We start from the raw sequence: 18,466 nt of genomic DNA, 5'->3' as shown, positions 1-18,466 counted from the left end.
CTTAACGGTAATGCTGGCTGCGGTGGTTGGTTTGAGTGCAAGCTTTGCCTCATTGGCAACAGAGACACCGAATTTGGATCAAATTAAGGAGCGCGGGACGCTTCGAGTCGGTATGTCGACCTTTGTGCCGTGGGCGATGCGCAATAAGCAAGGCGAGTTGATAGGTTTTGAGATTGATGTGGCCAAACGCCTGGCTGAGGACTCTGGTTGGCAGGTTGAGTTTGTGCCTACCGCATGGGATGGCATCATTCCAGCATTGCTAGCACAAAAGTTTGATGTGATCATCGGTGGTTTGTCGATCACCGAAGAGCGTGAGAAAAGTGTATTGTTCTCAGACCCTTACTCACACTCCGGTATTCAAGTCGCGGCAAGCAAGTCCCTAGCTGGTGATCTGACTGAGTTGAGTGATTACGACTCGCGTCAAATCAAGATTGCGGTTCGTCGCGGCGCTACGCCTGTGCAAGTGGCGCGTGAAACCTTCCCCAAGGCACGTTTACTGCAATTTGATGATGAGGCACAGGCATTTCAAGAGGTCCTGAATGGTAATGCTCACGCTGTGATTGCCTCAAGCCCGAAGCCTGAGCATGAAGCGGTCAAGCATGCTGATAAACTGTTTATCCCGTTTAGTGAGCGCCTAGCAATGGGTAACGAAGCATTTGCTGTGCGCTTGGGTGAAGAGGACAAAGCGGAGTTCTTTAACCAATGGATTGCGGCGCGAACCGCCGATGGCTGGTTAAAGGAGCGTTATGAGTACTGGTTTGCGACTCTAGATTGGCAAGACCAAGTGGCTCCAGGTCAATAATCAACAGTTGGATATAAAGATGGATACAAAGCGACGTGGATAAGGGGTCAATGTTGTCTGAGCAGGGATCGTTGGCAAAACCACTGTGGTTTGCTCGGCTCAATCGCCTAGATGTGCTGCTACTTGCCGTGCTAGCTTTAGGGGGCTTGTGGTTGGTCTATCGCTCATCAATCGGAGTAACCTACCATTGGCAGTGGAGCAAGGCGTTTGACTTGTTGTTCACTCGCCGCGCTGACGGTGGCTTACCCTATTTCTTTCAGGGTCTGATTGCCACGCTACGTCTCAGTCTTTGGGGGATGGTGCTGGCGGTGGTACTGGGCACAATGCTCGGGGTGGCGCGTTTGTCTTCATTGGCTATAGTGCGCATTCCGGCCAACCTGTTTGTGCAGTTGGTGCGTAACATTCCTCCGTTGGTGTTCGTATTTATCTTCTACTTCTTTATCTCCAATCAGTTGATCCCACTGCTGGGGCTCGAGCAGGTATTGAGAGGCTATCGTGGCGAGCCTAATGCGTTGCAACTCTGCCTTTTTGGCCCAGCGAACTTATGGGAAAACCTGCTCTCGGGTGTATTGTGTGTTGGGCTGTTATCGTCGGCCTATGTCGCTGAGGTGGTGCGCTCAGGCCTGATGGCAGTGCCTAGAGGGCAATGGGAGGCGGCTGATTCACTCGGCCTATCCACTTGGGTAAAGTATCGCTTCATCATCGCTCCCCAAGTGCTAGCAGCGATTACTCCAGCATTGGCAGGACAAGCCATCTCTCTAGTCAAAGACACCTCAATAGTGTCCTTGATCTCCATCCAAGAGATGACCTTCGTCGGCACCGAAATCGCCAACTCATCAGGCATGATCTTCGAAATCTGGCTAGTCGTTGGCTTAGTCTATTTCTTAATTTGCTTTAGTCTATCCCTAGCCTTCCGCCACCTAGAACAACGCAGCCTTAAACACTTAAAACAATAGGAGCGAGGGTAGGGTTACACTGCGTTCCGAGGTTCGAGGAATATAACGCGCGCGATAGACCCCTCGCACCTCGTAGGGCGAAGCCCGTACCCGCACCTCGCCCCCTGCTTTTTGTGGTATTTTTTTTTGTAGTCAGTAAAATCGTGCCACTTAGTGGTAGTGCACAGATAGACAGCGACAAACATATGCCTAAAATTAATTTACATCGACAAGACCATGCCTCTGCGCTAGCTGATGAGATGGATAGCGATATGATAAAGAATAGGCTAGAGCCTCGCTTAGGAAGAGCGAAAAATCGTCTGACTCCAAGTCCTTACATTTCAGATAAAAACCTAGAGCGTCGTTGGAACAAAATCGACAACCCACAATGGCAGTCGCTGCTACTTGACGATACGACACGTGAGCAGGCAGATGTCTATAACAAGAACATTGAGTACTTTATAGGCACAGTCAAGATGCCGGTCGGCGTGGCTGGCCCTTTGCGAGTCAATGGCCTGTTTGCCCAAGATGACTACTTGGTTCCTCTTGCAACAACGGAAGCGGCGCTGGTGGCCTCCTATCACCGCGGCTCGCAATTGTTGACGGCTGCAGGCGGTGTCAGCGCGATGTTGCTCAACGAGGGGGTAACCCGCACACCTGGTTTTGCCTTTTATAGCTTGGTCGAGGCTGGGCAGTTTGTTGCTTGGGCGGTGACTCAGTATGGTACTTTTAAACAGATCGCCGAGGCAACGACGTCCCACGGCAAACTTAAAGACATCAATGTCAATATTGAAGGTAACCACGTCTACTTGGTGTTTGAATACCTAACGGGTGATGCGTCGGGACAAAACATGGTGACGATCGCCACCAATGCGGTGTTCGAGTACATTATGGACAACTCACCCGTCTCTTCAGAATTTGCCTTTCTCGATGGCAACCTCTCTGGTGATAAGAAAGCCACTGCGCAAACTCTGCGTAGCGTTCGTGGCAAAAAGGTCACGGCGGAGGCGCATATTTCGGCTGAGTTAGTTGAAAAATACCTGCACACCACACCAGAGCGTATGATGCAGTTTGCTCAGATGACCACAGTTGGTGGTACGCTCAGTGGCACCATCGGCATCAATGGTCACTATGCGAATGCTTTAGCTGCGTTATACATTGCCTGTGGTCAGGATGCAGCCTGTGTGGCGGAGTCGGCTGTGGGCATGACGCGGCTTGAAATGGATCGCGATGGTGGACTGTATGCGAGTGTCACGCTACCGAACATCATGGTTGGTACTGTGGGGGGTGGAACCGGCCTACCAACGCAGAAAGCCTGTCTTGAGATGATGGGTCTGCACGGCAATGGAAAGTCGCAAGCGTTGGCGGAAGTGGCGGCGGCATTGTGTCTTGCGGGAGAGCTGTCAATCGTGGGCGCTTTTTGTGCGGGCCACTTTTCGCGCGCTCACCACAAACTTGCACGCTAAATGGGCATAGCCGTAACGCGCTGCCTGTAATGGCCTAACTAACCCAGTAGCGCCTTATCCTATCAAGCGCGATAGGGCGCCGATCACCACGTTTCCTCTAGCGAAAGGCGTGCTTGCCGTGCCTGCATCAGTGAGCACTGCGTAGCCTGCATTAACTCCGTCAACGTCATGTTTGGCTGCTCTTGTAGCATGCGCTGCAGTTTAACCTCTAGGGGCTCAAGCTTGTCCTGATGCTGATTTAACATTGCTTGCACCTTGTTGATGAGAAAATCCGCCTCCGTTTTTGCTTGGATTTGATATTGGCGAACAAAGGCATCAATGGCCATAGGGCTGCCAACCAGTTGCCAATTACGCGAGCGCCGAACCCGCTTTAACTGACACAACTGTGCTTCACACAACTTTTTTGCTAGGTCAACATTCTGCCGCTCAAGGCGGTGCAGCAAGGAAGGTAAAGGGACAGTGATTGGCTCGCAGGACATAAGTGATAAACCGCATTAGGACGCAAGGGTTAAGCTTAAGAAAGCTCGAGCGCACTTGCAACACTATCTAGGCCCACATCTGTCCAATAGGAGCCTTTGTATAGAGTGAAGCAAGTGCCTATCAACTAAGCAATATTGTCATAGCGATAGCGCTGCTTAGGTTCTTGGGTGAAGTATTCGACCAACTCCCACTCAAATCCGGCACTGTCCCAAAAGTACACACGTTTACGACTGACTTCATCGGCAATTTCACCATTCATTCGATAGCCGCGCTCGAGCAATCGCTCTTTGATTGCCTCTACGTCGGAGACGATCAGGGCAAGATGATTCACCCCAATATCATAGTAAGGTCGGCGTTGGTCCTTGGCGGTGTCTTTAACACTGGACTGGTGTAACTGTGGCTCTTGCAGGGCGAGATAGCTCTCGCTGTTGCCAACGTGGGCCCAGCGGTAACTGTCTTGTGGGCTGTTGTCAGCGCGTACCTCGAAGTCGGGGGCAACGATGTCTAAAAATTCAATTGCGGCATCGATGCTTGGTACAGTGATATTGGCATGTTCTAGTTTTGTCATAGCGTGATCCTTATTGATCCAATCCCAAAAAGTGGCTTAACTTGTCACTAAAGAGCGTAAAACCTAAACTTAACTTGAGGTCAAGAAGGAATTTGCATTATGTTATCAGTCGGCCAAGTGGCTAAGCGCGCAGACGTTGCTGTATCTGCGGTACACTTCTATGAACGTAAGGGGTTGATTGTCTCGACGCGCAACAGCGGCAATCAGCGGCAGTACACCAGCGATGTACTGCGGCGAATTGCCGTGATCAAGATAGCTCAACAAGTGGGCCTATCACTTGAAGAAATAAAGCAAGCCATGGCAGTGCTGCCACTAGAGAAAGCGCCGAGTCAGGCACAATGGCAGCAAATGAGTCAGCAATGGCGTGGTGAGCTTGAAGCCCGTATCGAGAATATGCACAAGTTGCACAAACAACTCAGTCATTGCATTGGTTGTGGCTGTCTATCGATGAAAAGTTGTCACTTGTACAATCCTGATGACGAGCAGGGGTTAGAAAAAACGGGCCCCACTTTGTGGTAGCCCGTGTTGAAGTTTGCTGACGCTAGCCGCAACACTTTTTAAACTTCTTCCCGCTGCCACAGGGACAGGGATCGTTGCGACCGACCTTGGCCGAGGTGGTTGTATTTTGGCGATCAGTCTGTGGTTCTGGGTCTGGGAAGGTACCGTCGATGTAGTACCACAGACCATTTTCACGAACAAAGCGTGAGCGCTCCTCAAGACGGAACTCTTCACCATCTTGTTCAAGGTAGGCCTTGAAGGTAACAAAGCCCTCATTAGCATTATTGCCAGGCTCGCGAGCGACCACCTCGAGGTTGACCCAGTTACTGTGTACCGACTCGGCGATCGCCTCACGGTCGTCTTGGGCATGACACGTTGGGTGATAGGTATTGATGACAAAGTCAACGAGATTAAGTACGTGAGCACAATAGCGTGCACGCATGAGCTGTTCTGGCAGTTGGGCGGCGCTGTGCTGTTGGTGGACAAGCTGACAGCAGTTTTGGTAGGGCTTACCGCTTTTACATGGACATGGTTTCATTATGTGGTTCCGGTCGGTGCCGAGGCTAAGAGCTCATTGGTCCAACTGACTGATTGGTCGTAGCAGTGACTTAGGGCCTCATCAGATAATCCCAGATTCAAGGCAAGACGGTTGAGGCTCGGCCAGTTTGCACGCTCATAGCTGATGGTGGTTCCTAATATTCGCGCCAGTATGCCAGTCCCTTCGGTAAGCGCAAGCTTAACTTCATCATCAATCGGAATGCTCTCGAGCAAATCGTGCATCGGTTGGTCAAGCAGGCTATCAAGCAGTGAAAACATACCGGTCAGAAACGCCGCGCTGGGATCGACATGGGTTCGATTGGCCAGCAGTTCACAAAAACGTGCCCGTTGAACCGACAGGCGGTAGAGGTAGTCCGGTTTAGTATCGCGTGTCGAGGCGATCGCGACTAGGGCGACAAACTTTCTCAAGCGTTCTTCACCAAGGTAAACCAGTGCTTGGTGGAAAGACTTGATCCGCGCAGTGACCAAAAAAGATGAGTTAACGTAGGTCAGTAGCTTATACGACAATGAGACATCCTGAGCAAAGATGGCTTCTACGGCTTTGTAGTCGATGGGGCTTTTGGACAATGCTTTACACAGCTGAACAACGGCAATAAAGGACGGCTCTAGCGCTTTGCGCTGGATCATCTCTGGCTTACTAAAAAAGTAGCCTTGGAAGTAGTCAAATCCAGCTTGGTGGGCAAGCTCAAACTCTTGATAGGTCTCGACTTTTTCCGCTAGAAAGCGGATGTTAGAGTCGGCGAAACGGTCAATATAAATTCGTGCCTTGTCAATGGAGAATGACTGAATATCAAACTTGATAATGGCAATATAAGGCAGAAAGGCACGCCATGCTTTACTCGGCACAAAGTCATCGAGAGCGATGATATACCCTTCGGCCGCGAGCTCTCTCACTGCACTGAGCAACTCAGGCGTGGGCGGACAGTCTTCAAGGATCTCGACTACCAGATTTTTGCGCGGAAACAGAGTAGGTACGCGATTAATCAGGCTTTGATAGGGAAAGTTGACGAAGCCAAGGTTATCACCCAGCGAGTTGTAGTGGGTAGACAAAAAATGGTCAGAAAGTAAGCGACTGGTCGCCAGCTCTGGGTCAACCTCTGGAAAGGTGTTATTGGGCCCATCGCGAAAAAGCAGTTCGTAACCAATGGTGTGCTTTGACCGATCTAAGATTGGTTGCCTGGCGATATAGGAGTACTTCAAGAGTCAGCTTAGGTAATTTGTCGATGTCTATACTATACTCCAATCAACTATTTTGTTTAGTTACAATTACTTAAATTGATCACATTTTCTTACGTTATCAATGTTAAAACTGTCTAATGACAAGGTTTGTTGGTCGATTCGTAGTACATAACCCAGTTCTCCCCAGTCACCGATCACGACACGACGTGCTTGTTTATCGCCTAATGTAAAGCGGTGGATAGCCGGTCTGTGGGTGTGGCCATGGATCATCAAGGTGACATCGTGCTGCATCATCACGCGCTCGACTTCACTCTGTGTCACATCCATGATCTCAAGTGATTTAGTTTGCTTATCGTGTTTGATGTCGCCCTTGATCTTGGCGACGATCCGCTCACGCAGTGCGAACGGCAGGTGATTGAACAACCATTGTAACCACGGCTGATGTACTTTACGTCGATAATTCAGATAGGCCTGATCTTGAGTGCACAGGGTATCACCGTGTAGCACCACCGCGCGCTGGCCATACAGCTCAATCACGGCCTCATCGTCCAGCAGCGTGACCCCGGTCTCTCTGGCAAAGCGCTTACCCACTAAAAAGTCTCGATTTCCTTTAGTAAAAAAGCATGGCACACCCGCTTGAGTTAAAGCTTGGAAAGCTTCGATGATTGAGCGAGCAAACGGAGAAGGGTCATCATCTCCAGTCCAAAAATCGAACAAGTCGCCAAGCACATAAACAGCATCGGCTTGTGGCGCTTCTTCTTCTAATAAACGAAAGAAAGCTTGGTTGAGCTCAGGAACCTTTGGAGAGAGGTGAAGATCGGAGATAAACAGTGTGGTCATAGTCGATACGTCAATAGATGGGGCGGCGCTGCCACCCCAGTCTTTAATTATTCTTCAATAATTACTCTTCAATAGTTGTGCCAGTGATCACAACGTCTTCAAGAGGAACATCTTGGTGCATGCCGTAAGAGCCTGTGCTTACGCCTTTGATCTTGTTGACGACATCCATGCCTTCAACCACTTCGCCAAATACACAGTAGCCCCAGCCATCTAGGCTCTCGCTACGAAAATCTAGGAAGGTGTTGTCGTTAACGTTGATAAAGAACTGCGAGCTTGCTGAGTGCGGTTCCATAGTACGCGCCATCGCTAGTGTGCCGACTTTGTTGCTCAGACCGTTGTTTGCTTCGTTCTTGATTGGCTCGCGAGAAGTCTTCTCACGCAGACCAGATTCCATGCCACCGCCTTGGACCATGAAACCGTCGATAACACGGTGGAATAGAGTGTTGTCGTAGAAACCATCACGACAGTACTGAAGGAAGTTGGCGCTTGTGATTGGCGCTTTCTCTTCGTTTAGTTGGATTTTGATGTCACCAAAATTAGTGTGAAGGGTGATCATGATGATGTCCTTTAGTCATGTATGTGTTTTAAGAGTAGCGATTCTATCGTAACTACCTTGATAATCCTATGTGAAAAAGTCCACTTTGGCACAAAATCCTAACGCTTCTGCTGCGATTTTAGGCGATAGAGGATTACTTAACCACGCCCATGTTGCTATACTAGCGACCAGTTTTTCTTACACCAATATTAGATAGCGATCATGTTAAAAATATACAATTCCCTTACACGCCAGAAAGAGCAATTTAAGCCAATCGAAGCCGGCAAGGTCGGCATGTATGTGTGTGGGGTAACCATTTACGATCTCTGTCATATTGGTCACGGTCGTACCTTCGTGTCGTTTGACGTCGTGTCGCGTTACCTGCGCTACCTTGGCTACGACTTGAACTTCGTACGTAACATCACGGATATCGATGACAAGATCATCAAGCGTGCCGCCGAAAACGGTGAGTCATGTGAAGCGCTAACCGAGCGTTTGATTGCAGAGATGCACGCTGACTTTGATGCGCTGAACATGGCGCGCCCAAATGTTGAGCCACGTGCAACTCAGTACATCCAAGAGATCATTGATCTGGTTGAAAAGCTTATTGAGCGCGGCTTTGCTTATGTAGCAGACAATGGCGATGTGATGTTTGAGGTCAGCAAGTACGATGAGTACGGCAAGTTGTCTAAGCAAGACCTTGATCAGCTTCAAGCCGGCGCACGTGTCAGCGTTGAAGTCACTAAGCGCAGCCCACTGGACTTTGTATTGTGGAAGATGTCTAAACCAGGTGAGCCAACATGGGAATCGCCATGGGGGCCTGGTCGCCCGGGTTGGCACATTGAGTGTTCAGCAATGAACTCGTCAATTCTAGGTAACCACTTTGATATCCACGGTGGTGGTTCTGATCTGCAGTTCCCTCATCATGAGAACGAGATTGCTCAATCTTGCTGTGCACACGGCACCCAGTATGTGAATACTTGGATGCACAGCGGTATGGTGATGGTGGATCGCGAGAAGATGTCCAAATCACTGGGTAACTTCTTCACCATTCGTGATGTTCTTGGTCACTATGATGCAGAAACCGTGCGCTACTTCCTGATGTCAGGTCACTACCGCAGCCAGCTGAACTACAGCGAAGACAACCTAAACCAAGCTCGCGCCTCTCTAGAGCGTCTATACACGTCACTGCGTGGCCTTGATACTTCAGTTGAGGCAAGCGGTGGAGAAGAGTACGTGACTCGCTTTGAAGCGGCGATGAACGACGACTTCAATACGCCTGAAGCCTACTCTGTACTGTTTGACCTTGCGCGTGAAATCAACCGCGTGAAAGCGGAAGACCAAGCGGCAGCTAATGCGCTGGGCGCGGTGATGATCAAGCTTGCTGACGTGATTGGTATTTTATACCAAGACGCTGAAGCCTTCTTGAAAGGCGACGCCGGCAGCGACGATGAAGTGGCTGAGATTGAAGCGTTGATCAAGCTGCGTAACGATTCTCGTGCGGCTAAAGACTGGGCGAACGCGGATATGGCGCGCGACAAGCTGACCGAGATGGGTGTCGTGCTTGAAGACGGTGCAGAAGGGACTACTTGGCGTCGTAAGTAAGATGGTGTCGTAAGTCATCAAGACAAAAGGGCTGAGATTCAGCCCTTTTTCTTAATCAGTCAAAATCAATTTCAAGTTTCAAAAGGTAAGTCTCTGTGGCTCAGATGTATTTTTATTACTCGGCAATGAATGCGGGTAAGTCCACCACACTTCTTCAATCCTCGTTTAACTACCAAGAGCGTGGCATGAATCCGTTGATTTATACCGCGGCGTTAGACGACCGTTACGGTGTGGGTAAAGTGAGTTCACGCATTGGCTTGCAGGCCGATGCACAGCTGTTTGGTGAGGCTACCGATCTGTTTGCTGAGATCACCGAGCTGAATAACGCCGAGCCGCGTCACTGCATCTTGATTGATGAGTGCCAGTTTTTGAGTAAAGATCAGGTGTACCAACTGACGGAAGTGGTGGATAAGCTCAATATCCCAGTGCTGTGTTATGGTTTACGCACCGATTTTATGGGTGAGCTATTTGAGGGCAGCCGTCACTTGCTGGCGTGGGCCGATAAGCTGATTGAGCTTAAGACGGTGTGTCACTGTGGTCGCAAGGCGAACATGGTGATCCGTATGGATGAGCACGGCAACCCAATTAAACAGGGTGATCAGGTCGCGATTGGCGGGAATGACCGCTATGTCTCTGTTTGTCGTCAGCACTATAAGCAGATGCTAGGCAAGTAATTCATTAGTCAATTAGCAATAAAAAACGGAGCCAGAGGCTCCGTTTTTTATTGCTAGGTAATCAAAGATTAACGAGCACGGAAGACGATGCGACCTTTAGACAGATCGTATGGAGTCATCTCTACAGTTACTTTGTCACCCGTAAGAATACGGATGTAGTTCTTACGCATTTTACCTGAGATGTGTGCTGTCACTACGTGGCCATTTTCTAGCTCAACACGGAACATAGTGTTTGGAAGAGTGTCAAGGACAGTGCCTTGCATCTCGATTACGTCTTCTTTAGCCATTTAATCCTCTTTTGTAAATGGTGTGTTTTGCACCCTCAAGCATGGGCACAAAAGCAGAATAAATAAAGTTGAGGCGTATTCTACCCTTGCCAACGCCGATTTACTAGCCTTTGATGGCGTTGAAAGCGGACTTTATAGTTCATTGCCGGGCATTCATCGATTTGATAGCCAAGATAAAGCCAGGGTTTGCGTCGTTGACGGCAAAACTCAATCTGTTTTAAAACCGCCAGCGTGCCGAGCGAGAGTGGGTGATCGGGGTCGAAAAAAGTGTAAAACGCGCTGCCACACTGGGGCATTAGGTCTGTGACTGCGACGGCCACTAGGCGATCGTGCTCGTACAGGTGCAAGAACTTGGGTTTAAGCCACTTGCAGTGGGAAAACTTGAAAAAGTCCTCTTTTTTCGGTGGGTACATGGTCCCATCACGGTGACGGGCCTCAATGTAGCGACTGTAGAGATCAAACCAGTTGTCATCGAGCTCAGCGCGCATAATGGCGCGCAGATGTGAGGCTTTCTTTAATAAGCGCTTTTGACTTTGCGAGGGTTTGAAATCACCCACCGAGATGCGGATCGCCTCACAGGCTTTGCAATTGGCACAGTGGGGCTTATAGATCACCTCACCGCTGCGACGAAAGCCATTGGCGAGCAGCAGTTGGTAGCCTTCTGGTGAGTGGTTAGGCTCATCCAGTGCAACCGCCATGCGCTCCTTAAGCCCGGGCAAGTATGCGCAATTGTGCGGCGCAGTTAGACCAATTCTAATGTGATACAAGTCTGAATTCATTTCGTCCTACAGCAAAGTAACATCCGCTAGCAAACCCTCTCTTTCAAGCTAGTCGATCAATCGAGACTGATCCATTGCGCTGCAAAGCATTGCTTATCGATAGTCTCGGCTTGCAGTTGCTCAAGTTGGGCGATAAATGCTTCACGCGACAGTTCCAAGGCACCGAGAGACTCAAGGTGTGGGTTCATGACTTGGCAGTCGATCAGTTCGCCCCCATAACGTGCGAAGTGCTGACAAAAGTACCACAGCGCAATTTTAGATGCATTGGTTTGCAAGCTAAACATCGACTCCCCACAAAAAAGCTGACCAATTGATAAGCCATACAATCCACCAACCAAACGCTCTTGATGCCACACCTCAACTGAGTGACAGTGGCCAAGGGTTGCAAGGGCCTTATAGGCCGCTTGCATCTCTGGGTGTATCCAAGTCTCATCGAAGCTGCGGGTGGAGGCACATAAGCTGATAACCTGCTCGGTCGCGCGATTAATCGAGATCTGATAGCCATGCTTGCGCTGAAACTTCTTGACGCTTTTTGAAGGCTTGAAGGTTTTTGGTGCAAACACTGCTCGCGGAGCAGGGCTCCACCACAACAATGGTTCTCCCGGACCATACCAAGGGAAAATCCCGCTTTGGTAGGCCCTGAGTAAGCGCTGCGGAGAGAGATCTCCGCCAAAGGCGAGCAAGCCGTTTGGATCGTCTAACGCATCAAACGGCGAGGGGAACTCATGTGAATCTGGCGCAAGTTCAGTTAAATAGAAGCTCATATCAAGGTCGGCTAGGCTAACGATGGCAGGATAGTATTAAGTTTTGCCCGAAATGCCAACTTAACCAGTCGTCAGCTTGAGTTTACGCGGCAATTTCTTGATTGATAGCTAGGTTCGGCGCTGGAGTTATCCAGGCTTTTTGGGTAGTCTGCTTCAATCAATCATGAATACTCACTGCTGCCCTCCCTTATCCAGCAGTAGACCTAAGGGAATAATTAGTTAATGGAAAGCTTGACCTTAAATCCGATCCAACGCGTCAATGGCGTTGTAAACCTTCCTGGCTCAAAAAGTGTTTCTAACCGTGCGCTGCTGCTTGCCGCACTGGCCAAGGGCACCACACGTTTAACCAACCTACTTGATAGTGATGATATTCGTCACATGCTCAATGCGCTGACTAAACTCGGTGTAACTTATCGTTTGTCGCAAGACAAAACGGTGTGTGAAGTCGATGGGCTAGGGCGTCCGTTTGAAGTCAGTGAAGCACAAGAGCTGTTTTTAGGTAATGCTGGTACAGCGATGCGTCCACTGGCGGCGGCACTTTGTCTTGGTCAGGGTGAGTACATCTTGACGGGTGAGCCGCGCATGAAAGAGCGTCCGATCGGTCATTTGGTGGATGCGCTGCGTGAAGCGGGTGCTGAGATTGAGTATCTGGAAAATACTGATTATCCGCCACTGAAGATTTCGGCTACGGGGCTTAAAGCGGGCAGCGTATCAATTGATGGCTCGATTTCAAGTCAGTTCTTAACCGCTTTCTTGATGGCTGCGCCATTGGCTGAGGGTGAGGTGACGATCAATATCGTTGGCGAATTGGTGTCTAAACCCTACATCGATATCACCTTGCATATCATGCAGCAGTTCGGTGTCGAGGTAGTCAATAATGACTACCAGCAGTTTGTGATCCCGACAGGTCAGCACTACGTTGCACCGGGCGATTTCTTAGTCGAAGGTGATGCCTCTTCAGCGTCTTACTTCCTAGCGGCTGCGGCAATCAAGGGCGGCGAAATCAAGGTCACTGGTATTGGCAAAAACAGCATTCAAGGTGACATTCAGTTTGCAGATGCACTTGAGAAAATGGGTGCGGAGATCGAGTGGGGCGATGACTACGTGATCTCGCGCGTCGGTGAGCTTAACGCGATCGATATGGACTACAACCATATCCCAGATGCGGCGATGACCATTGCCACAACCGCCTTGTTTGCTAAGGGTACCACTGCGATCCGCAACGTCTACAACTGGCGAGTCAAAGAGACCGATCGCCTTGCTGCGATGGCGACCGAACTGCGTAAGGTTGGGGCGCAAGTTGAAGAGGGTGAAGACTACCTGCTAGTCACGCCAACCGCTGAGCTAAAGCACGCTGCGATTGATACCTATGATGATCACCGCATTGCGATGTGTTTCTCGTTGGTGGCGTTGAGTGATACTCCGGTCACCATCAATGACCCGGGCTGTACTTCGAAGACATTTCCAGACTACTTTGACAAGCTAGCACAACTGAGCTGCTAGTCATTCGGGCGATAAAAAAGGAGGGCAAAGCGTCCCTCCTTTTTGCATTGTGTGGTTAGTTTTCTAGCGTAAATTCTTTTGATAGATGGTGCGCTAAGTATTTGAACATATTAAACACAGCAGTGGTATTTGGGGTAGGAAGCCCCTTGTCATCTAGGAAGTATTCGCCCTTGAAAATCAGGACACCCTCTTTTTCTTCGACTGTGTCAGCGCGCATACCTTCGATGTAGTCATCGTGTTCTTGGATAACTTGGTTGGCAATCAAGAGTAGGTCGAATTGTGAGATAACTTTCTTATCACTCATGTGTTGGGGTTCCCTAAAGTAATTGATGGCGGCAAGTTTAGAAAAATCTGTCGTGGGACTCAACCGATTTGATGAGCTTACTGGGCTATAAACGACACGTGAGTGAAATTAGTTAAAAAATATCAACTATGCAGATGAAAATGCTACGTATATAAAGAGGGAATCCCTCACGTGGTACGGCTGCAGAGGATTGCCGAAATGTCCAGCAGTCGGAAGTTTTTTTGCAAAAAGATATTGATCTTCTGAAAATCTCGCTCAATAGTAAAAAAAGAACGCATTATTGAGTATGTCGTACCGTAACGGCGTGCCTGAAATAGAGAATATAAATCGTATGGGTAAATCACTGGTTATTGTGGAGTCGCCAGCTAAGGCGAAGACCATCAATAAATACCTAGGTAAAGACTTTGTGGTGAAGTCGAGTGTCGGTCACGTGCGTGATCTACCGACTGCAGGGCAGAGCACTGGGCAGAAAAAAGCAGCCGCAGTTTCTACTAAGGGGATGAGCCCTGAAGAGAAAGCGCGCGTCAAAAAAGAGAAAGACCGCAAAGCGCTGATCAAAAAAATGGGTATCGACCCTTACAACGAGTGGGAAGCAAACTATCAGATCCTACCGGGCAAGGAGAAGGTTGTCTCTGAGCTACAAAAACTGGCGGAAGATGCAGATTACGTTTATCTCGCAACCGATTTGGACCGTGAGGGAGAGGCTATCGCTTGGCACCTTCGCGAGATCATCGGTGGCGATGAAGAGCGATACAAACGCGTAGTATTTAATGAAATCACTAAAAACGCGATCCAGCAGGCGTTCGAGCAACCGGGCGAGCTGAATATTGATGGCGTCAATGCGCAGCAGGCCCGTCGTTTTATGGACCGTGTGGTGGGCTTTATGGTGTCACCACTGTTGTGGAAAAAGGTCGCACGTGGTCTATCAGCTGGCCGTGTTCAATCGGTGGCGGTGAAGCTTCTGGTTGAGCGTGAGCGTGAGATCAAGGCGTTTGTTCCAGAAGAATTCTGGGATGTGCATGCAGATACGCTAACGCAGGACAAGACCAACTTCCGTCTCCAAGTAGCGCAAAAAGATGGCAGCGCGTTTAAGCCAGTCAACGAGGCAGAAACCAAGGCGGCAATGAGCGTGTTGGAGAAGGCCGCTTACGAAGTGTGTAAGCGTGAAGACCGTCCAACCAGCAGCAAGCCATCTGCACCTTACATCACCTCGACACTGCAGCAAGCGGCAAGTACCCGCTTGGGCTACGGCGTGAAAAAGACCATGATGCTCGCTCAGCGCCTCTATGAGGCGGGTTACATCACGTACATGCGTACTGACTCGACTAACCTGAGTAAAGAGGCTGTGGAGGCCGCACGCGAGTTTATTAATAGTGAGTTTGGTGACGCTTACTTGCCTGCTAAGCCACTGGTTTATGGCAGCAAAGAGGGCGCACAAGAGGCGCACGAGGCTATCCGTCCATCTGATGTGGCTGTCAAGGCAGACGATCTGAAAGGTATGGAAGCGGATGCGCACAAACTGTACTCGCTTATCTGGAATCAGTTCGTCGCGTGTCAGATGACGCCAGCGAAATACGACTCAACCACAGTGAGCGTTAAAGCTGCCGAGTTCACCCTCAAAGCCAAGGGCCGTATCCTTAAGTTTGACGGTTGGACACGCGTTCAGCGCCCACTGGGTAAAAATGAAGATCAGATCCTGCCTGCAGTGCAGGTGGGTGATACGCTGGATCTGCAAAACCTAGATCCTAAGCAGCACTTTACCAAGCCACCGGCACGTTTTACTGAAGCGGCCTTGGTGAAAGAGCTTGAGAAGCGTGGCATCGGTCGTCCTTCGACTTATGCATCGATCATCTCAACGATCCAAGATCGTGGTTACGTTAAAGTTGATCAGCGTCGATTCTACGCAGAGAAGATGGGTGAGATCGTCACCGATCGTCTCGATGATAGCTTTGATGATCTGATGAACTATGACTTCACTGCGCGCATGGAAGAGAAACTCGACCAAATTGCGGAAGGTGAGGTGAATTGGAAACACATGCTGGATAATTTCTTCGGCGACTTCACTGACGAGCTGCAAAAAGCAGAGCTGGATGAAGGCGAAGGTGGCATGAAGCCAAACCACATCGTGATGACCGATATTGAGTGTCCGACTTGTTCACGCCCAATGGGTATTCGAACTGCATCAACGGGTGTATTCCTCGGTTGTTCTGGTTATTCTTTGCCGCCAAAAGAGCGCTGTAAGACGACCATCAACCTTGGCGATGAAGAAGGGATTATCAACGTGCTTGAGGAAGACGTTGAGACGGCGGCGCTGCGCGCCAAGAAGCGTTGTCCAATCTGTGAAACCGCGATGGACGCTTACCTTATTGATGACAAGCGCAAGCTGCACGTGTGTGGTAACAACCCGAACTGTGAAGGCTATGTGGTTGAGCATGGTGAATACAAGGTTAAGGGCTACGATGGTCCGGTTGTTGAGTGTGACAAGTGTGGTTCTGACATGGTGCTCAAAAATGGCCGTTTCGGTAAGTACATGGATTGCACCAATGAAAACTGTAAGAACACGCGTAAAATTCTGAAAAATGGTGAAGTTGCGCCACCGAAAGAGGACCCAGTGCACTTCCCAGAGTTGCCATGTGCCAACTCTGATGCGTACTTTGTGCTGCGTGATGGGGCGTCAGGCCTGTTTATGGCAGCGAGCAACTTCCCGAAATCGCGTGAAACAAGAGCGCCTTTGGTTGAGGAACTTGCTCGCTTTAAAGACCGCATCTCGCCTAAGTTCCACTACCTTGCCGAGGCACCAACGCATGACCCAGACGGTCGTCCTGCGGTTGTTCGTTTTAGCCGCAAGACCAAGGAAAACTACATCCGCTCGGAAGATGATGGTAAGCCTTCTGGTTGGACAGGTTTGTACATTGACGGTAAGTGGGAAATCACCGACAAGCGCAAGAAGCCTAAAAAATAACCACCATTTGTAAACATCAGGGCGGCCAGTGGGTCGCCCTTTTTTATGTCGCGATTGCATGGAAGTTATATTGCAAAAATGAAACTGATACCTAAGAATACACAGGTATGTCCACTGTAGAATAAAATTTGTGACCACCGACACTGACGCTGCTAGTAACTTTTCTTCATAATGGGTTCTCTTAAGCACACAAGGTGCTTAATGGTGTCAAGAAAACTGCTCTTTTCTATTTGTTCGCATGTAACGTTTTTCGCATATAACGACTCGGTCTTACTCTTCCCAAGGCTGAGCAAATTCCATTGAAGAATGTTATCGCTGAAGATCGATGGATAGGCAGCTGGCTTATTCTTGACATAAGGTGACGCTTGTGACTTGAAACACGTATCAACAAAATTAATCACGTGTCTCAGCTTGCAAGCGATGCCCTACAAACGTGTATTTCTGTTCCCCTCACTTTTTCAAAGCAGGGTACGCGTTAAATGATAAATATAAATATGGAGAGAAAACTATGGCTGGTGTTTTAGGGATGATCCTCGCTGGTGGAGAAGGCTCACGTCTGATGCCTCTTACCGAAACACGTACTAAACCTGCTGTTCCCTTTGGCGGTAGCTACCGATTAATTGATTTCGCACTGAACAACTTCCGTAATGCCGACTTAATGAAGGTTTACGTGTTGACTCAGTTCAAATCACAATCTCTATACGTGCACATGAAAAAAGGTTGGAACCCAACCAGCATCACTGGGCGCTTTATCGATCTTATCCCTGCGCAGATGCGTGATGGTAAGCGTTGGTACGAGGGTACAGCAGATGCAATCTACCAAAACGTTGGCTTTATCAAGCTTGAAGATCCGGATCAAGTCGCTATTTTTGGCTCCGATCATATCTACAAGATGGATATTCGTCAGATGCTTGATTTCCATAAAGAAAAGAAAGCAAGCCTGACTGTTTCAGCGCTGCGTATGCCGCTGGCTGAGGCGTCATCATTTGGTGTTATTGAAGTAGATGAAAATGGCAAAATGATTGGTTTTGAAGAAAAACCGGCCAATCCTAAGCCAATCCCTGGCCATCCTGATATGGCTTTGGTTTCAATGGGTAACTACATCTTTGAGACCGAGTGTCTATGTAGTGAGCTACATGAAGATGCCAAAAACTCTGAGTCGAGCCATGACTTTGGTAAAGATATCATTCCAAAGCTTTACCCAAGTGGCGACGTGTATGTTTATGACTTCTCAACCAATGATATTCCGGGTGAGAGGCCACAAACCTACTGGCGTGATGTGGGTACGATTGGCTCTTACTGGTCAGCGCACATGGACTTGCTAGAGGAAGATGCTCCGTTTTCGCTTTATAACCGCAACTGGCAGTTACATACCTACTACCCTCCATTCCCACCGGCGACCTTTGTTGATGCCGATCACCGTAAGGTGAAGATCACAGATAGTTTGGTCTCAGGGGGAAGTTATATCCAAGGATCAACGATTTACAAGTCGGTTCTCGGCTATCGCACCAACATTGCTTCTGGTACAACCGTGTCTGAATCTGTTATTTTAGGTGATGTGAAAATTGGCGCAGGATGTAAAATCCGTCGCACCATCATCGATAAAGACGTTGAAATCGCACCAGGCACCGTCATCGGCGAAGATCTCGAGTTGGACGCTAAACGCTTCCACGTTTCTTCTGAAGGCATTGTCGTGATTGCGAAAGGAAGTAAAGTAGGATACTAAA

General features: G+C 49.2%; 19 protein-coding genes. 9 read left to right on the top strand and 10 right to left on the bottom strand.

The features are described from left to right. Positions 1 to 10 precede the first annotated feature (10 nt). From ACZ5R2_RS22175 to ACZ5R2_RS22165, 3 genes are all read left to right on the top strand, one after another. A complete protein-coding gene (locus ACZ5R2_RS22175; protein WP_464903688.1) occupies positions 11 to 802 on the top strand; it encodes a transporter substrate-binding domain-containing protein in 792 nt (263 codons plus the stop codon). Between the two features lie 50 nt (positions 803 to 852). Next, positions 853 to 1,758 (top strand): amino acid ABC transporter permease, encoded by a 906-nt coding sequence (locus tag ACZ5R2_RS22170; RefSeq protein WP_464903689.1) that lies wholly within the window; start codon positions 853 to 855, stop codon positions 1,756 to 1,758. A gap of 239 nt (positions 1,759 to 1,997) precedes the next feature. Beyond that, complete coding sequence (locus ACZ5R2_RS22165; RefSeq protein WP_464903690.1) at positions 1,998 to 3,203, top strand: hydroxymethylglutaryl-CoA reductase; 1,206 nt, start codon at positions 1,998 to 2,000, stop codon at positions 3,201 to 3,203. Between the two features lie 83 nt (positions 3,204 to 3,286). Here ACZ5R2_RS22165 and ACZ5R2_RS22160 read toward each other — a convergent pair whose 3' ends face one another. Further along, positions 3,287 to 3,682 (bottom strand): ribosome recycling factor family protein, encoded by a 396-nt coding sequence (locus ACZ5R2_RS22160; protein ID WP_464902471.1) that lies wholly within the window; start codon positions 3,680 to 3,682, stop codon positions 3,287 to 3,289. Positions 3,683 to 3,807: 125 nt separating this feature from the next. After that, positions 3,808 to 4,251, bottom strand: coding sequence for a VOC family protein (locus tag ACZ5R2_RS22155; protein WP_464902472.1), 444 nt, complete (start codon positions 4,249 to 4,251; stop codon positions 3,808 to 3,810). 96 nt (positions 4,252 to 4,347) lie between these two features. Between ACZ5R2_RS22155 and soxR the strand changes: the two genes are divergently transcribed. After that, positions 4,348 to 4,770, top strand: a complete 423-nt coding sequence (gene soxR, locus ACZ5R2_RS22150) for a redox-sensitive transcriptional activator SoxR (RefSeq protein WP_464903691.1) — start codon at positions 4,348 to 4,350, stop codon at positions 4,768 to 4,770. Between the two features lie 22 nt (positions 4,771 to 4,792). On the opposite strand, the gene ACZ5R2_RS22145 is transcribed toward soxR, so the two are convergent. From ACZ5R2_RS22145 to ACZ5R2_RS22130, 4 genes are all read right to left on the bottom strand, one after another. Continuing rightward, the gene (locus ACZ5R2_RS22145; protein ID WP_464902473.1) at positions 4,793 to 5,287 is read right to left on the bottom strand and encodes a YchJ family metal-binding protein; all 495 of its coding nucleotides are present in this window, start codon (positions 5,285 to 5,287) and stop codon (positions 4,793 to 4,795) included. Further along, positions 5,287 to 6,507, bottom strand: coding sequence for an EAL and HDOD domain-containing protein (locus ACZ5R2_RS22140; RefSeq protein ID WP_464902474.1), 1,221 nt, complete (start codon positions 6,505 to 6,507; stop codon positions 5,287 to 5,289). Before ACZ5R2_RS22140 ends, ACZ5R2_RS22145 begins: the two co-directional genes overlap by 1 nt. A 66-nt stretch (positions 6,508 to 6,573) precedes the next feature. Then, the gene (lpxH, locus tag ACZ5R2_RS22135; protein ID WP_464902475.1) at positions 6,574 to 7,326 is read right to left on the bottom strand and encodes a UDP-2,3-diacylglucosamine diphosphatase; all 753 of its coding nucleotides are present in this window, start codon (positions 7,324 to 7,326) and stop codon (positions 6,574 to 6,576) included. A 61-nt stretch (positions 7,327 to 7,387) separates the two neighbouring features. Then, positions 7,388 to 7,882 (bottom strand): peptidylprolyl isomerase, encoded by a 495-nt coding sequence (locus ACZ5R2_RS22130; RefSeq protein WP_438456961.1) that lies wholly within the window; start codon positions 7,880 to 7,882, stop codon positions 7,388 to 7,390. A gap of 201 nt (positions 7,883 to 8,083) precedes the next feature. Here ACZ5R2_RS22130 and cysS point away from each other — a divergent pair, with 201 nt between their 5' ends. Both cysS and ACZ5R2_RS22120 read left to right on the top strand, forming a co-directional pair. Continuing rightward, positions 8,084 to 9,466: a cysteine--tRNA ligase gene (gene cysS / locus ACZ5R2_RS22125; RefSeq protein ID WP_464902476.1), complete on the top strand. Its 1,383-nt coding sequence runs from the start codon at positions 8,084 to 8,086 to the stop codon at positions 9,464 to 9,466. A 95-nt stretch (positions 9,467 to 9,561) separates the two neighbouring features. Further along, a complete protein-coding gene (locus tag ACZ5R2_RS22120; protein ID WP_438456963.1) occupies positions 9,562 to 10,140 on the top strand; it encodes a thymidine kinase in 579 nt (192 codons plus the stop codon). A gap of 68 nt (positions 10,141 to 10,208) precedes the next feature. Here ACZ5R2_RS22120 and infA read toward each other — a convergent pair whose 3' ends face one another. From infA to aat, 3 genes are all read right to left on the bottom strand, one after another. After that, positions 10,209 to 10,427: a translation initiation factor IF-1 gene (gene infA, locus ACZ5R2_RS22115; RefSeq protein WP_001040192.1), complete on the bottom strand. Its 219-nt coding sequence runs from the start codon at positions 10,425 to 10,427 to the stop codon at positions 10,209 to 10,211. An 80-nt stretch (positions 10,428 to 10,507) separates the two neighbouring features. Further along, entirely contained in the window at positions 10,508 to 11,206 is a 699-nt protein-coding gene (locus tag ACZ5R2_RS22110) for an arginyltransferase (RefSeq protein WP_464902477.1), read from the bottom strand. A gap of 56 nt (positions 11,207 to 11,262) precedes the next feature. Beyond that, the gene (aat, locus tag ACZ5R2_RS22105; RefSeq protein WP_464902478.1) at positions 11,263 to 11,970 is read right to left on the bottom strand and encodes a leucyl/phenylalanyl-tRNA--protein transferase; all 708 of its coding nucleotides are present in this window, start codon (positions 11,968 to 11,970) and stop codon (positions 11,263 to 11,265) included. A gap of 222 nt (positions 11,971 to 12,192) precedes the next feature. Between aat and aroA the strand changes: the two genes are divergently transcribed. Continuing rightward, complete coding sequence (gene aroA / locus ACZ5R2_RS22100; RefSeq protein ID WP_464902479.1) at positions 12,193 to 13,473, top strand: 3-phosphoshikimate 1-carboxyvinyltransferase; 1,281 nt, start codon at positions 12,193 to 12,195, stop codon at positions 13,471 to 13,473. 55 nt (positions 13,474 to 13,528) lie between these two features. On the opposite strand, the gene ACZ5R2_RS22095 is transcribed toward aroA, so the two are convergent. Continuing rightward, positions 13,529 to 13,777: a YciN family protein gene (locus tag ACZ5R2_RS22095; RefSeq protein ID WP_464902480.1), complete on the bottom strand. Its 249-nt coding sequence runs from the start codon at positions 13,775 to 13,777 to the stop codon at positions 13,529 to 13,531. A gap of 331 nt (positions 13,778 to 14,108) precedes the next feature. On the opposite strand from ACZ5R2_RS22095, the gene topA reads away from it, so the two are divergent. Together topA and glgC are read left to right on the top strand one after the other, a co-directional pair. After that, positions 14,109 to 16,739: a type I DNA topoisomerase gene (gene topA, locus ACZ5R2_RS22090; RefSeq protein ID WP_464903692.1), complete on the top strand. Its 2,631-nt coding sequence runs from the start codon at positions 14,109 to 14,111 to the stop codon at positions 16,737 to 16,739. A 433-nt stretch (positions 16,740 to 17,172) separates the two neighbouring features. Then, positions 17,173 to 18,465, top strand: a complete 1,293-nt coding sequence (gene glgC, locus ACZ5R2_RS22085; RefSeq protein WP_464919455.1) for a glucose-1-phosphate adenylyltransferase — start codon at positions 17,173 to 17,175, stop codon at positions 18,463 to 18,465. The last annotated feature ends 1 nt before the right edge of the window (position 18,466 follow it).

This window comes from Vibrio sabulosilitoris, assembly GCF_055391395.1.
Note: the sequence above shows the minus strand (reverse complement) of the source record. Positions and strands in the feature narration are given on the sequence as shown.

Excerpts from the sequence above, each read along its gene's own strand:
- ACZ5R2_RS22175 (WP_464903688.1), top strand. The coding sequence starts at position 11 with ATGCTGGCTGCGGTGGTTGGTTTGAGTGCAAGCTTTGCCTCATTGGCA.
- ACZ5R2_RS22170 (WP_464903689.1), top strand. The coding sequence starts at position 853 with ATGTTGTCTGAGCAGGGATCGTTGGCAAAACCACTGTGGTTTGCTCGG.
- ACZ5R2_RS22165 (WP_464903690.1), top strand. The coding sequence starts at position 1,998 with ATGGATAGCGATATGATAAAGAATAGGCTAGAGCCTCGCTTAGGAAGA.
- ACZ5R2_RS22160 (WP_464902471.1), bottom strand. The coding sequence starts at position 3,682 with ATGTCCTGCGAGCCAATCACTGTCCCTTTACCTTCCTTGCTGCACCGC.
- ACZ5R2_RS22155 (WP_464902472.1), bottom strand. The coding sequence starts at position 4,251 with ATGACAAAACTAGAACATGCCAATATCACTGTACCAAGCATCGATGCC.
- ACZ5R2_RS22145 (WP_464902473.1), bottom strand. The coding sequence starts at position 5,287 with ATGAAACCATGTCCATGTAAAAGCGGTAAGCCCTACCAAAACTGCTGT.
- lpxH (WP_464902475.1), bottom strand. The coding sequence starts at position 7,326 with ATGACCACACTGTTTATCTCCGATCTTCACCTCTCTCCAAAGGTTCCT.
- ACZ5R2_RS22130 (WP_438456961.1), bottom strand. The coding sequence starts at position 7,882 with ATGATCACCCTTCACACTAATTTTGGTGACATCAAAATCCAACTAAAC.
- cysS (WP_464902476.1), top strand. The coding sequence starts at position 8,084 with ATGTTAAAAATATACAATTCCCTTACACGCCAGAAAGAGCAATTTAAG.
- infA (WP_001040192.1), bottom strand. The coding sequence starts at position 10,427 with ATGGCTAAAGAAGACGTAATCGAGATGCAAGGCACTGTCCTTGACACT.
- ACZ5R2_RS22110 (WP_464902477.1), bottom strand. The coding sequence starts at position 11,206 with ATGAATTCAGACTTGTATCACATTAGAATTGGTCTAACTGCGCCGCAC.
- aat (WP_464902478.1), bottom strand. The coding sequence starts at position 11,970 with ATGAGCTTCTATTTAACTGAACTTGCGCCAGATTCACATGAGTTCCCC.
- aroA (WP_464902479.1), top strand. The coding sequence starts at position 12,193 with ATGGAAAGCTTGACCTTAAATCCGATCCAACGCGTCAATGGCGTTGTA.
- ACZ5R2_RS22095 (WP_464902480.1), bottom strand. The coding sequence starts at position 13,777 with ATGAGTGATAAGAAAGTTATCTCACAATTCGACCTACTCTTGATTGCC.
- topA (WP_464903692.1), top strand. The coding sequence starts at position 14,109 with ATGGGTAAATCACTGGTTATTGTGGAGTCGCCAGCTAAGGCGAAGACC.